We start from the raw sequence: 14,566 nt of genomic DNA, 5'->3' as shown, positions 1-14,566 counted from the left end.
GTAAACTAATTCAGTTATAACAAACGAAGTTGTCAACTAAAACCAGTACACATCATTCTGGGGCTTGGAACCAGAGTTTCACCAGCTTGAAACTAAAGTTTCTTCAGTTTGAAACTAAAGTTTCCTCTGCTTGAAACTAGAGTTTCATCCGCTTGGAACCGTTGGTTCCGGCATATGGAAACGAATGGACCTACGCATGACCGTCGGCAAAGTCCGGTAGATATAGCAGCACTGTGACAGCAAAAATTGCCATCACAGTGCTGTCACTAGTTGCTGTCACTGCTTTACTTCTTCATTATAAGTGAGTTATGCTCTGCTTTGTGACGGTGACAGCAAAACACATATTTATTTTTCTATAGAGGGTTATTGGAGTTTCTTCCCCCAATATGTCTTTTGATTACCCTGGGCCGCATACACAATCGTATGTGTCCGCGGACTGGCTTCCCAGTCGACTTCACGTTGCAGGTAGAGTACTACTCCGGCGCTTGTCGTGATGGTCTGAGTCGCTGCATCAAATGTCCATGTAGCATTCTTCCAGCTGCCGGAAGTTATCTTATGCGTACCGAGATCATAAGTCATCGTTTCGGACGTTCGTTGGGTGCCCGTACTGTTGGTCAATGCCAGATGTTCCCAGTCTCCGGCTATTTCATTTTCCGTGATAGGCGCTTGCGGAACGGCTCCGTAACGTTCGGGCATAACGAGAGGCCAGCCGTTGGCATCCCAGCGGATGCTGCGTACATGTCCCATCATGATGGCGTTGGAGTATTCATTGCCGCCTACGTTCACGGGGAAACGTCCTTGTGAAGTATAGAACCAGTTACCGGCTCCGTCATCGAAGATGCCGCAATGGGAAATTCCTACCCAGCCGTAGCTGTTGTCGAACCGGTAAGGAGCAGTCAGTATCGGATATAGTTGCGCGCTTCCCATAGCGGAATTTCCGTGTATGTCTACATAAGGGCCGTCGATGTTTCTGGAACGGCAGACACGTGTATTATATTCTACCGACAGTGAACCGTAAGCCAGGAACAGATAGTAATAACCGTCACGATAGATCACTTCGGGACCTTCGGATGCCTGCCAGCGGCTGGTGCCACGTGTGGCGATTATCTTTCCATAACCCGAATTGTCTTCCCCTGTGATGTCCCAGGGATTTCCCAAAGCATTCAGCGGTTTGCCGTCTTCCGGATTTACCTGTAGGGCAGCGATACCGCTGTGCCATGAACCATAGATCAGCCAGTGTTCGCCATTTTCCGTTATTATATAAGTAGGGTCGATCGCATTGATTTTAAAATACCCTTCCCAGTCATTGATGCTGCTGCGCCCATAATCCGTCTTTCCCTTATCGCTGGCAGAGCAGACAACGAATCCTTTGTCTTCCCATATATTACTTGCCGGATCGGAAGTTTCCATCAGTCCGATAAACGCGCGTTCGGTCCATGAACCGTCAAAGTTGCCGTTGTTCTCAATTTCCGGTTTTCCGGTTTGGATGTAGTTCGTGATTACGATGGAATAATACATACGGTATTTTCCGTTCGATACTTTTCGTGCAACAGGTGCCCAGTATCCGTAAGACGGATTGTCAATCGGTTCCAGTCCCATCTCCTGACGGTAGGCATTCAGCTTTTCTTTGATCCATGTCGGGGGCGTTTCACTCATAGTTGCTCCCAGGTACTCCCAGTTTACGAGGTCTTTGGAACGCCGTGCGTGGAAGTGTCCGTTTCCGCTGTGCGCGTTGCCGTAAGAAGCGTCTGTCTGATACATATAGTAATATCCGTCATCGGTTTTCATTACCGTAGGGTCGTGTACGTTGGCAAGGTTCCAGTCATAACGGTTGCTCCAGGCTGAGAAACTTGTGTAGTCGTCTACATACGTGGGTGCTTCGTACGCTGCCAGTTCATCGCTCAGTGTCTCGGCGGGAGTCGTGAAAGAAGTTTCCTCCGAGTATCTGGGCTCTTCGTTGTAAAGGGTGACAAAGGCTCTTACGTAATACGTCGTCTGTGGAGTCAGGCCGGTCAGGGTCGTACTGATTTCCGATCCTCTGACTTCGGAGGTCGTGTCATAAATGTCCGGATGGGATGCCGTGGCGTAGCAGAATCCCCGTTTGACGATATTCACTCCTTCCGTTCCGCTGATATTGGCGGATAAGGTTGCTTTGTTATACCCCACATTCGTATATGCCGGCGTTGTGATGCTTAAAGCTCCTGATGCGGAGTTTTCATCGTCGTCGCTGCACGCTGCCAGAGCGAGCGTGCAACAGAGTAGAAGATAGATGGTCTTTAAGTATTTCATATCTCAGTCTTTCTTTTTTAGATTGTTTTGATGTTTATTCGTTAGAAGCGCTTCCGGTGTCCCATCCCGGATTCTGTCCCAGATTGGGTGCCCGTTTCACTTCGTTGGCAGGTATCGGGAAATAGTAACTCTTGGGATTGACAAACGTGCGTGAATTGACCGTTTCTGCCAGTCCGAAGGTATAGGAGGGAGTATCTGCGTTGCCGGTGACCTTCACTCCATAAAGATTCAGCAACTGGTTGTAACGGGGCTTTCCGGTTTCTCCCGTAGAGGTTACATTGTCATATAGTTTCCAGCGGCGTACATCGAAGAAACGATGATCTTCGAAAGCCAGTTCGATGCGTCTCTCGTTGCGGATACGTTCGCGGAGTTCACTTTGCGACATATCTGCGTAGGCCGGCATACCGGCACGGGCGCGTACCTCATTGATGTAACTGTATGCCTTGGCAGGACCTTCCGCTTCATTATAGGCTTCGGCGGCATTCAGCAGAATTTCGCCATAACGGAAAATCATCCATGCGTGAGGATAGGTGGCCGGTTCTTTGCAGGAAATGTTATTCACGAACTTTTTCAGATAGTATCCGGTGTAGGTGCCTCCCATGGCTGAGGTGTAATCCACTCCTTTGTCCGCATCCGAGTTGTAGCGTACGTCGATGGCACGTCTTTCTTCTTTGTCGGCACGTCCCCACATCATGCCTTGATAGAAGATGGTTTGTGCCAGACGCGGGTCACGGTCTTTATACGGATTGGCGGCATCGTAGGTACTGCCGTTCTCATCGATCCGTTTGCCGTTGCTCATTTCGTAAGCGTCCACCAGATTCTGTGTCGGGTTGGTACGTCCGTTTCCGGAGAAAGAACCGGTAAAGCCTACCGGCAGGAATACTTTTTCTACCTGATTGGTATTCCATACAGAGCGTGCAAGGATAATTTCATTGTTGTATACCGGATTGGTCGTGAAACATTCGTAATAGTCATTCTCTGGATTTCCCGTATTGTACAGTCGGTAAGGGTAACTTTGCTTGTTATTCTGAGTGATGAAGTCGGCTGCTGCCTGCGCCGCATTCGCCCAGTATGCGGTGTTGCCGTCCGGATTGTTCAGTTTGGAAGCACGGTAGAGCAGGGCTCTTGCCTTTAAAGCATAAGCGGCGGCTCCGTTGACACGTCCCCAGTTGGATGCTTCATCGCTGTAGCGGAAAGGGAGCTGGTTTTTGATCTGGTCGCATTGGTCGGCTACCCATTCAAGTGCTTCGGCAGCGGGAGTACGGAACATGTTCATTGCCGAAGGATCGGACAAGTCGAAGATGATCGGTTCGCCGGATTCATCTTCCGCAATGACAGGGGCAGCGCCGAACCAGCAGATTAAGTCGAAATGGAAGATAGCGCGAAGCAGTCTGGCTTCTGCACAGTAACGGTCGTAAAGGCGGTTGTCATCGCCGTCTTTCTCCGTATTTCCTACTACGGATGCCTTGGCGTTCTTCAGAAACATATTACATTTCCGAATCCCGTATAAGTCGGTGTTCCAGAAGCCCAGCAGGGGATGGTCGCCGGCGGTGTATCCGTCGCTGCCGATCTTTGTATAATAATGAAGTCCCCAGCAGGTCACTGCATTATCCGTCATACAGTCACGTGAAGCACCTGTGAACTGGTCGTCCGACAGTGGCGCCAGTCCGTCCGGCAGATTCGTGTAGATGTTGGCGAGGAACTCGCGTGTCAGGTTCTGGTTATTGAACACTTTCTTTTCAGATAAGGAGGCATCGTACTCTTTGTCGAGGTAGTCGCTGCACGAACTGCCTGCGAGTGCGAGGACCAGAGTAACTATATAAGTTGATATTCTTTTCATAATTCTTTGCTGTTTTATTGAATGATTAGAATCCGATATTCACACCGAACGTAAATGAACGTGTCTTGGGATATGCCCAGATATAGTTGGTCGGGTTTTCCGGATCAAAGCCTTTAGGCAGATGGCTCCAGTTGCACAGGTTGTAGCCGCTGAAGTAAAGACGGCATTTCGTCATATTGACTTTAGAAATCAATCGTGCAGGAAGTGAGTAGCCGACTTCCACATTGCGCAATGAAAGGAAATCTCCATTGACTACCCAGATGGTAGACTCATTGTAAGGATAGTTCCGGTCGAGGTCACTGAAGGAAGTAGACAAACGCGGATATTTGGCGTTGATATTGCGCGGGTCTGTCGGATCATCGGTATAATATCCCCATGTGTTGGTGATTTCATGAGTGGAAGTACCTCCCCAGCCGAAACCATAGTCCATATTCTCGCGACAGGGAACGGTGCGGTTCAGATAAGCCGTCAGCACGGCACGTGCGTCGAAACCTTTCCAACTGAAACCTAAACGGATGGTCGGGATTAATTCCGGAATATTTGTGTATCCGGTCGGTACTTTGTCGTAGCTGTCTATTTTACGGTCGCCGTTCGTATCCTGGAATACGGCATTGCCGAGCTTGTATTTACCGGCAGCGTTCCACGGATATTTCTGAGGATTGGCAACGGCATCTTCATACGACTCCGGAATCAGGTCGGGATTACTGGCCCATTGTTTCCAGATCAGGAGCTGGCTTTGGTCGATCCGGTTGCCGGTTCTTGCCTGATAAGCGTAATCGGGAGTCAGTTCATCCATTTCGGTGATCTTGTTGGTGTTGAAGGTCAGCATACCGTCGATATAGTATTCAAAATCACCGATCCGGTTGCTATGTCCTAAAGTGATCTCAAAACCTTTCGTTTCGGCCTTGCCGTAAGAGTCTTGCGGAGCGTTTACACCGAATAAGCCGGGCACGGTGGAACGGGATACCAGAATATTGGAACGCCATTCCTTGAAGAAGTCCACAGAACCGTAGATTTTCTTGTTCCACAAGTCAAAGTCAACGCCGAAGTTTGCCATATCCGAGATTTCCCATTTGATATTCTTGTTGCCGGCTGTCGATTCATATACACCTTCCGTGTAAGATTGGGAAGTACCGAAATTATATCCGCCTCCTTCGGTGAATGTACCTTGGTACGGGTAGCGGCTGACGCCTGTCACAGCTTGTCCCGCCCGTCCGTAAGAAGCACGGAGTTTCAGGAGATTCACGAACGAGTTCTTCAGCCATGATTCTTCGGAAAGTACCCATCCCACGGAACCGCCGGGGAATGTTCCGAAGCGTTCGCCGTCGGCATAATTATCACTGCCCATGCGGGAGATATTACCGGAAAGGATATACCGGTTGTTATATACATAGGTAGCCTGTGCATTATAAGAGAGGTAGCGGTTGGATGATTCCTGTCCGCGTACTACATTCTGATAAGTACGGATAAAAGCCTGGGCATTGACGGCATGTTTGCCGAATGTATGTTCGTATGCCAGTCCGCCGTTCATATTGAGATTATAGTAATAGTCACGTGGAGAAGTGGTGGCATTGGGCAATGCTTTGTACGTTCTCATGCGTTGGTATGTATATTCCGACGGGTCGTTGACATCAGCCATATAGTTATAGTAGTAGACATTGACATCGGCTTGCTGCACCTTCTGGAATGTTTCGTAAGAGTCGAAACTGAACGTCATCTTGGCTTTCAGTCCGGGAACGAGGGCATCCAGGTTTCCGGTAGCCGTTACGGTTGTATAGAGGTTACGGCGGCGGTTCTGTTCCACACCACGTCCGGCGATTTGTGCGGCACCGTTTTTACTGTCGCTGCTGGTCGGCATAAAGAATTCACCGTTTGGGCAGAATACGGGATACACCGGAAGATTTTCGCCGGCTCCCCAGGTAAAGAGGTTCCATACGTCAATGCCCGGTTGGGAGATATTGTCGATACGTCCGCCCAAGTCCATCGATACATTCAGAAACTTGTTTACATCGATGTCGATGTTCGAACGCAGGTTGTAACGGTTCAATACTTCCTGTGTGCTGTATCCTTCGTTCCATTCCGTCCATTTGGTGTCGAACAAACCTTCCTGGCGGAGATAAGAGAAGGAGACATAGTAGCGTGCACGTGCATTACCACCGCTGACAGACAGGTTGGTACGGTATTGCGGAGCTGCATCCCGCAGCATGGTGTCGTGCCAGTTCGTATTGAAGTATTTGTATTTGGCTATTCCTTCCAACTGCTCACCGTTGCAGACACGACGGTAGTATTCCAGGTCTTCATCGGAATATTCGGGACTTAATCCGTCCAGGTATCGTGCCTGATTACGGCTCAGCGCATAGTTATAAGAATTCTGGCTTTCGGGAATTCCGGCAATAGTCTGGAAGCCGACTTCTTGTGTGAAGTTGATTTTAGTCTTACCGGTTTCTCCGCGTTTGGTCGTTACGAGTACTGCGCCGTTGGCTCCACGCATTCCATAGATAGCGGTGGCGGCGGCATCCTTCAATATCGTAATCGATTCAATAGGGTAGGCATCGAGGAATGAGAGGTCACGTTCCACGTTGTCAACGATGATCAGCGGACTGCGTGCGCTGGCATTCATGGTACGGATGCCACGGATATACATAGCCGTTTCACTCCATCCCGGTTCGGATTGCGCCTCATACGTCTCTACACCGGTGACAGTGGAGGTAAACGCATTCTGCAAAACGGTTACCGGATGTTTTTCCAGTTCTTCTCCGGTGACGATGGAGGTGGACTCTGTCACAAACTTCTTGGGTTTGCGGTTGAAAGGAAGCGGAGTTGTATGAGCATATTCATCCAAGTCGGCATCCATGACAATCTTGAAATTCTCTTCGAAGTCGGCAATGGCCGTTGTCGGCAGATAACCTACGCTGCTTACATAAAGCTCGTCGGCAGGTTTTACATTCTTCAAAGTGAAGAAACCGTCCTTGTCCGAGAGTGCGATGCGGCTTGCTTCCGCTACGTTGACCACCGCACCTGCGATAGGTTCACCCTCTGCATTTACGATTCGTCCTTTCAGGACTTTAGCATCTTGCGCCCATCCGTTGCCCAGCATGAAAGCTGTGGCTACGGTGAATAGGATTCTTTTGAATCCTGTCTGTATGTTATTTAATTTCATCGGTTGCATATTCATTCAGTTAATTGTTCCAACCCGGGTTGTTTTCGATATTCGTTTTCCATACTTCTCCTTCCGGTATCGGGTAGAGATACATTTTCTCCGTAAATACCCGGTTCTGGGCAACTTTACGTGTATAGACAAACTTTCCGTTTTCCTTGGTAACCTCCATTCCGTAGATAGGACGTGCCAATGCTTTTTCCGCTACATTCCAGCGACGTACGTCCCATGCGCGATGATCTTCAAAAGCGAGTTCGACGGTACGTTCCTTGCGGATGAAGTTACGGCGGTCGGCAATGGTCTGAAGATCGCTGCGGTCTGTGAGTTTGGCAGTCATCCCTACACGGTCGCGGAGAGGCTGGATGGCATTCAGTACGTCGGCACGTGACCCGCCGGCTTCATTCAAGGCTTCTGCATAGTTCAATAAGATTTCCGCATAGCGGATGATAATCCAGTTACGGTAGTTGCTGCCGGTATGGTTATTGTTCAGGATCACTTCCGGAATATACTTGCGGGTATAGTATCCGGTCGGCGTTGCATTTGCATTTCCTTGCGGGTTATCCCGTTGTCCTTTAAGTACATTAATTATGCCATTACCCCAGTTCACACCGTTGTAGAGCACGGTTGCCGCCAGACGCGGATCACGATTGCTGTAAGGATCATTGCTCTTGTATCCGCTGGCATTGTTGATGGCCGGAGTGGCTGTTCCATTATAAACAGGGGCGCCGGTTTCATCATAACTGCTGAAAGGAGACTGTCCGTTCGCCATATCGTACATATCCACTAAATTCTGTGACGGGCACAAACCTCCGTTGCCGCCTTCGCCTACCGGCGTATCGTTATAGATCGCTCCCCATCCTACAGCTACATCATTACGCCAGAAGATCGTTTCATTATTTTTCTCGTCATGTGCGTTCTTCAGGATGGCGTTGGTATAGCATGTCTTCGGATCGGTATCAGTCGTGTAGAGTCCGTAGAGTGTTCCGTAATCCGTCATGAAGCTTTGCGCTGCATCGGCGGCTTGCTGCCAGCTGATACCCGATTCACTTCTGAAACGGTCGCTTGCCATGTAGAGCATGACACGTGAATACAGTGCACGTGCCATTGGCTGGCTGATACGTCCGGGGTTGCCCGATTCGGCAGAAGTAGCTTTATCCATCAATCCTTCTTCGCAATCTTTCAGTTCTTTCAGAATGAAGTCAACTACATATTCTTTCAAGGAAGGGCGGGTGGTATAGTTGCTGAGCAAGTCTCCGTCCGGATCGAGTACATCTGTAACCAGGGGGACGGGACCGTAGCGGAGAAACATTTCCCAGTAGAAATAAGCACGGAGGAAATGAGCTTCCGCCTTGTATTGTTTCACATAGGTAGCGTGTGCTTCTTCCGAGTCATCCGTAGCTTTGGGCACGTCGTCGATGTTCTTTAACAGCATATTGCATTTGCGGATACCCCGGTAATAGTGTTCCCATGTGCCGGTGAGTTCAGTGGCGGCACCGCTGGCATAATAGTTACCGATGTTGAAACTTGTACGCGTGCCGCCGCTGGCGTAGCTGGTTTCGGCTAAGTCGGTAGCTGCATCCATCCATGAGTTGTTGATGCGGCAGGCACCGTGGCGCAGGAAGTTGTAAGTATCGAAATGGAACTCACGGGTAGTAGTCCATTGGCTGAATACCTCTTCTTCTGTCAGTTCGTTGCTGGGCTGTTTGTCCAGAAAACCACCGAATATATCTTCACAGGAAGTCAGGGCGATTCCGGCGGTTGCCAACCAAAAGGCGGTATATATGATTGTCTTTTTCATGTCTTATATCTGTTAGAATTTAATGTTTACACCAAAGTTCACAGTCTTCATAATTGGGTAACGGTTGGAACCTTCACTTTCCGGATCGCAAAGACCATCCAGTTTATCCCACGTGATGAGATTGTTTGCATTTACATAGACGCGGCATTCGTTCATGGCTACTTTTCTGATCCATCGGGCCGGAAGCGAGTAGCTTAGTTCGATATTCTTCAGACGAAGGAAGTTACCGTTTTTCAGGAAGAACGAGTTTTTACGCTGGTTATGGTCGCCGTAGCTGTCATAATGGAGCAGCGGATAACTGGCATGGGTAAGGTTGTATGCTTCCGACTGGTTGGGATTCCAGCGGTTCAGATGATGTTCTTTTACCTTACCGCCATTCACGAAAGCGTACATTGCTTCCGCATCATAATATCTGGAAACATGATCTACTCCCTGAAACATGATGCTGAATCCGATGCCTTTGTATTCGCATCCCAGAGACAAGGCGTAAGTGTTTTCGGGAACATCGCTATAGCCGATAAATGTTTCATCACGGCTATCGATAAATCCGTCTCCGTTCATATCACGGTATTTCAGGTCACCTACCTGTACATTGCCGAAAGTAGAAACCGGAAAATCGGGATTGTTCAAGTCGGCTTGGGTCACAAAACCATCGCACACCAGACCGAAGTATTGGTTGATCGGATGACCTTCCTGTTTGCGATAAGCTGTCTTTGTGGCGGGTTCGTCCATGTTCCGGATTTCATTGCGGGCGTGTGAGAAAGTCAGACTTGCATTATAGGTAAAGTCCTTTCCGATATGGTTCGCATGTTTCAGTTCGATTTCGAAGCCCTTGTTGTTGGTCTCTCCCAGATTGCCGGCAGCCATATTGACGCCTACCCATTGCGGACGGGTGAGGTAAGGAGTCAGGATATCGTTTCTCTTTTCGTAGAATACGTCGATATTACCGTTCAACAGTCCGTTCCATAAACCAAATTCCAGTCCCAGGTTGTATTTGTGAGCACGCTCCCAAGTCACTGCATAGTTAGGGTACTGGCTTTCATAGATACCGGTATATCCGGTTGTTCCGAAGTGATAGTCGTTGGCTATCTGTGTCCACACTGCCTGATACAGGAAACGTTGTTTTACGCCATTCACTTTGTATACATCGTTTCCTACTTCACCATAGGATGCACGGATTTTCAGATTGTTCAGCCAGTCTTCCGTTCCTTTCATGAAAGCTTCGTTGCTGATTCTCCATCCTACGGAGAAAGAAGGGAAGAAACCGAAGCGTCTGCCTCGCATGAAGTTTTCCGAACCGTTATAGCCGAAGTTGACTTCTGCCAGGTAACGGTCGTCGTAGCCGTATGTGGCACGCCCTACCAGTCCTTGGTAGCGTTCGGCAAGGTCTGCCTGATAACGGTAGTCATTCTGGTTGTACAGTGCCATAGCGGTGATATCATGTTTCCCGAATTTGCGTGCCCAGTTCAGCTGGAATTCCATATAAAGTTTATAAGTAGTAGTCTGGTTATTGCCCAGATAAGCAAGTTCCGTATCCGTATTGAACTGGGTATAAGCGTCTATTGAATTATAATTAGTACGGTCATTCAGCTCATAAGTGGCAAAGTCGGCATTGAAAGCACGCATATAGTAAGCGTCGTAGTCGAAAGATACCATTCCTTTTGCTGCCAGCCCTTTGGTGAGCCAGTCCATCTTATAATCCACAATGAAATTTGTTTCATTGATCGTATTGGTGGAGCGGTAGAAACCGGCTTTGGCAAAACGTGCCACGATATTATTCTGGTATTGTGAGCTGCCGCTGTACAATGTCTTCTGGTCTTCACCTTCACCTACGGTATAGGATACCGGAAACAACCATCCCGGTGTATGATTCATTTCATAAAATGCCTGACTGTAAGTTCCGTCTCTCGATTCATTCGAGTTCGGTCCTCTGCGTTCTTCGAAACGTGTCCCGAAGTTGACGGAAAGAGTCAGGTCTTTGGTCATCAGGAAGTCGAGATTGGCACGGAAAGCGAAACGCTTGAAGCTGGAGTTCGACTTGTTTCCGTATTCGTCCTGGCTGAATTCCTTGAACAATCCCTGTTGGTTATAATATTCGGCAGAAGTAAAGTAACGCATACGTTTGGTACCGCCCTGTATATTGACATTGTAGCGTTGTGCCGGTGCACTGTTTCGCAAAACGGTGTCATACCAGTCTACATTCGGGTAGAGGAGGGCATCGATTCCGCTGAGTTGTCCTGCTGAGGCTCTTTTATACATTTCGATGTCGGATGCCGAATATTGAGAAGGCAGTCCGTCGTTAGCCAGCGCTTCTTCCAGCAATACAACCGAATTGTAAGAATCCAGATAAGTATCCTGGCGGGTAGGGGACTGTATTTGCCAGTTGGCGGTCAGGCTGACGGTCGGTTTCTGTTCTTTACCACGCTTCGTTGTAATCAGCATCACACCGTTTGCACCACGTACACCATATACGGCAGTAGCGGAAGCATCTTTCAACGTAGAGATCGATTCGATATCATCCGGAGCAATCTGTGAGAACTCACGTTCTACGCCGTCTACCAGAATCAATGGTTGGTTGTCTCCTGCGAAAGAAGCACGGCCACGGATATAAATCTTCATATCATCAGACCCCGGCGCACCGGAAGTCTGAGAAGTGATTACACCCGAAATCTTACCGGCAATCGCTTGTGAAATATTGGCTGCCGGAGATTTCAACAGTTCTTTGGAAGAAACCTGCGAGATGGCACCTACCACACTTTCTTTCTTCTGCGCACCGTATCCGACCACTACGACTTCATCCAGCACTTCCGTGTCTTCCTCCATAGTGATATTCAGTTTCGTCTTGTTGGCTACAGGAATTTCCTGTGTCTTATAGCCGATATAACTGATTTGTAACACGGCTTTCGGTCCGACCGTCAGTTTGAAGTTACCGTCAAAGTCGGTAATGGTTCCGTTTGTAGTTCCTTTTTCAAGTATGCTTGCACCAATGGCGGCTTCACCTTTGGTATCAACTACCCGTCCGGTGATCTGCTTGTTCTGCGCATACACCCATTGGCTGAATGTGGCGAGGCAGAGTATCAGTATAAAATTCTTCATGTATACTAAACTTTAAGGTTTAATTCTTTTTCTTTTTCATAATAGCCTGTATCTCATCGATTGTCAGTGCTTTGTTGTAGATAGCGATGTCGTCGAACATAAATCCGGGATCAGGGTCAGCCCATGTCCATGCCTGGTTTCCGCCCAATGAGATGTATTTCAAGTCTGCACCGTTGGTGAATATTCCGGAGATGGTATTGCCGTCACCGCTGCCCGACACTGTCCATGAGTTGGCGACTTCTCCGTCAATGTAGATTTTACAGGTGGTAGACGTGAGAACGGCTGTGTAAAGATGCCATTCATGATCCTTCAGCCAGTCTTCCTCACAAACGATTCCATCTGCTGCATATTCCGAGCAATAAACGGTGTTGACACCTTTCTCATTTTGTGCGGCGGTGAAGTCTGTCCATCCGTTACAGTTTATTTGGGCGAGTCCGCGGGATTGCAGGACAAACAATGGCCATATATTCTCTGATCCTGCCGACGGCTCGTTTCCGTATGCCGTGAATAGGGGAGAATAGCGATAATCGTCCGATGCTCCTGCATTCTTGGCATTCACCCATACACTAATACTCACTTCCTGAGATTCTACGGAGTGGGAAAGAGCATCCTGAGGCAACATCAGATAATTAGTGCCTTTAGAACCGGCTACATTCTGGAATATTTGTCCGAACCCTTTGTCTTCCACTGAAACTATTTTGCCCGAACCTACGATTTTTGCATCTCCGGTTCCTTCTTCAAAGGTATTGATGTAGACAGGAGTAGGCAGAGCCAAAGTCTTGTCTTCCATAATCTGTTTGATCTGTTCCGGAGACAATTCTTTGTTATAGACTGCGAAGTCGTCAAACATGAATCCCGGATCGGGATCGCCCCAGTCGAACGCCTGATTTCCGCCTAAAGTGATGTATTTGTAGTTGGCACCATAAATGAATGCACCTTCAATTGTATTATTATCTCCGGTACCTGCCACCTGCCATTCGTTCTTCAGTTCGCCATCCATATATACTTTGGCGGAAGTAGCGGTGAGAGTTACTGTATAGTAATGCCACCCGTGATCGGCTAACCAGTCAGTGGCGTCATGATATAGAGCATTGGTACCATTTACATTCTGTGCATCATCAAAGTTGCACCATCCGGCATTATTCAGTTGTAATGTTCCTCTTACATACAATGCAAACATAGGCCAGTTGTCTGTATTGGCAGTACCTGCTATGCCCGGTGCCTGCCCGTGAGCACTGAATAATGGTGACCACATATAAGTGGATGAGATTCCGGCATCCTTCGCATTCACCCACATACCGATAGACATTTCCTTCGTTTCGGCAGAATGTGACATTACATCTTCCGGAAGCAACAAGTAATTCTGACGCATTCCTCCGGGGATATTCTTGAATACGGTTCCGAAGGCGCTATTATCATCTGTAACAAAGCTGCCACCGCCAATGATCTGTAGTCCGGTAGTCGTTTCGAAAGTAGCTTTATAAACAGGATCGGGCACATGTATTCCGCTACCGATATTCGGTCCCTGAGCATCGCTGTCCGAGAAAGTATTTGTCCAGATCTTCAGATCATCATAATAGGCTTCGGCTGTTTCCGTATCCGAACCATAGCCTAAATATATATAGGTCGCAGATGACAATAAATCGATCATATTGGAATAATCGAAGTCACCTACGCTCACAGCCCTTGTCTTTCCGGAACTGATGCTGGCATGGTTGTTGGTATCGTATTTCTTGGTGCCATCGATATAAATGGCGTATCCTTTCTCTGTGAAAGTCAAGGCAACATAATGCCATGTCCCGTAAGGCATTGCGTTCGTTACACTGACTTCCGGATCATTTACGTCCAGATAGCCTCCTGTGCCGGTATAGCTCAAAAAAGCATTTGCAGTGAAATACAGTTTGTTTGTTCCGTCACTGAATGAGATCAGTGCGCCTGTATGGTCTGTTTTAGTAGATTTTACGAAGAAACTAAATGAGACTCCTGTCTGGATATCTGCACCGATAAGAGGGTTGGGAATGCGGAGGTATCCGCCGTTGGCGTGCATAACTCCACTTTCTCTTTCATCATCCTGTACGATTTCCGGAATCTCCTGATCTGCACTGTATGCAAAACCTTCCCCCGATACAGGTGTTTCGCCTTCGGTGGCAGTAGAGTTGAAATCTTCGTCAAATGTAAATTCAGCTATTAATTTAGCGGAGGTATCCGGCTTTGCCGGAAGTTTTTGATTTCCTGCCGGTGGATCGGCTTCTCCCCAATCCTGACAAGAACTCATGCTGAGAACGGTAAGAATTGCCATAAGTAGTAACGGCCATTTCCTTGTCTTCATAGATATTGATATTAATGGTTCAACAATAATTCTACTCGTTGTAGTGTCGCAAAAATA

General features: G+C 48.1%; 6 protein-coding genes. All 6 read right to left on the bottom strand.

Going from position 1 to position 14,566, the window contains the following annotated elements; translation table 11 throughout:
• Window positions 1–363 precede the first annotated feature (363 nt).
• Genes KTR07_RS24290 through KTR07_RS24265 form a run of 6 tightly spaced genes read right to left on the bottom strand, consistent with a single transcriptional unit; the run spans window position 364 to window position 14,509 of the window.
• Entirely contained in the window at window positions 364–2,289 is a 1,926-nt protein-coding gene (locus tag KTR07_RS24290) for an arabinan endo-1,5-alpha-L-arabinosidase (RefSeq protein WP_070750253.1), read from the bottom strand.
• Window positions 2,290–2,323: 34 nt separating this feature from the next.
• On the bottom strand, window positions 2,324–4,129 hold the full coding sequence (locus KTR07_RS24285) for a RagB/SusD family nutrient uptake outer membrane protein (protein ID WP_011107216.1): 1,806 nt from the start codon (window positions 4,127–4,129) through the stop codon (window positions 2,324–2,326).
• Window positions 4,130–4,154: 25 nt separating this feature from the next.
• Window positions 4,155–7,304: a TonB-dependent receptor gene (locus KTR07_RS24280; RefSeq protein ID WP_070750254.1), complete on the bottom strand. Its 3,150-nt coding sequence runs from the start codon at window positions 7,302–7,304 to the stop codon at window positions 4,155–4,157.
• Between the two features lie 4 nt (window positions 7,305–7,308).
• Complete coding sequence (locus KTR07_RS24275; protein ID WP_008760650.1) at window positions 7,309–9,084, bottom strand: RagB/SusD family nutrient uptake outer membrane protein; 1,776 nt, start codon at window positions 9,082–9,084, stop codon at window positions 7,309–7,311.
• Between the two features lie 12 nt (window positions 9,085–9,096).
• Window positions 9,097–12,180 carry a TonB-dependent receptor gene (locus tag KTR07_RS24270; protein ID WP_022471836.1) on the bottom strand — a complete coding sequence of 1,028 codons (3,084 nt, stop codon included), beginning with the start codon at window positions 12,178–12,180 and terminating at the stop codon, window positions 9,097–9,099.
• A gap of 19 nt (window positions 12,181–12,199) precedes the next feature.
• Complete coding sequence (locus tag KTR07_RS24265) at window positions 12,200–14,509, bottom strand: LamG domain-containing protein (protein ID WP_244545777.1); 2,310 nt, start codon at window positions 14,507–14,509, stop codon at window positions 12,200–12,202.
• Window positions 14,510–14,566: the final 57 nt, after the last annotated feature.

The sequence above is a fragment of the Bacteroides sp. MSK.20.82 genome (assembly GCF_019052485.1).
Taxonomy (GTDB): domain Bacteria; phylum Bacteroidota; class Bacteroidia; order Bacteroidales; family Bacteroidaceae; genus Bacteroides; species Bacteroides thetaiotaomicron.
The sequence above is the reverse complement of the archived record's forward strand: the minus strand, read 5'-3'. Positions and strand labels throughout refer to the sequence as shown.

Coding starts and splice junctions, on each gene's coding strand:
- KTR07_RS24290 (WP_070750253.1), bottom strand. CDS start 2,289: ATGAAATACTTAAAGACCATCTATCTTCTACTCTGTTGCACGCTCGCT.
- KTR07_RS24285 (WP_011107216.1), bottom strand. CDS start 4,129: ATGAAAAGAATATCAACTTATATAGTTACTCTGGTCCTCGCACTCGCA.
- KTR07_RS24280 (WP_070750254.1), bottom strand. CDS start 7,304: ATGAATATGCAACCGATGAAATTAAATAACATACAGACAGGATTCAAA.
- KTR07_RS24275 (WP_008760650.1), bottom strand. CDS start 9,084: ATGAAAAAGACAATCATATATACCGCCTTTTGGTTGGCAACCGCCGGA.
- KTR07_RS24270 (WP_022471836.1), bottom strand. CDS start 12,180: ATGAAGAATTTTATACTGATACTCTGCCTCGCCACATTCAGCCAATGG.
- KTR07_RS24265 (WP_244545777.1), bottom strand. CDS start 14,509: ATGAAGACAAGGAAATGGCCGTTACTACTTATGGCAATTCTTACCGTT.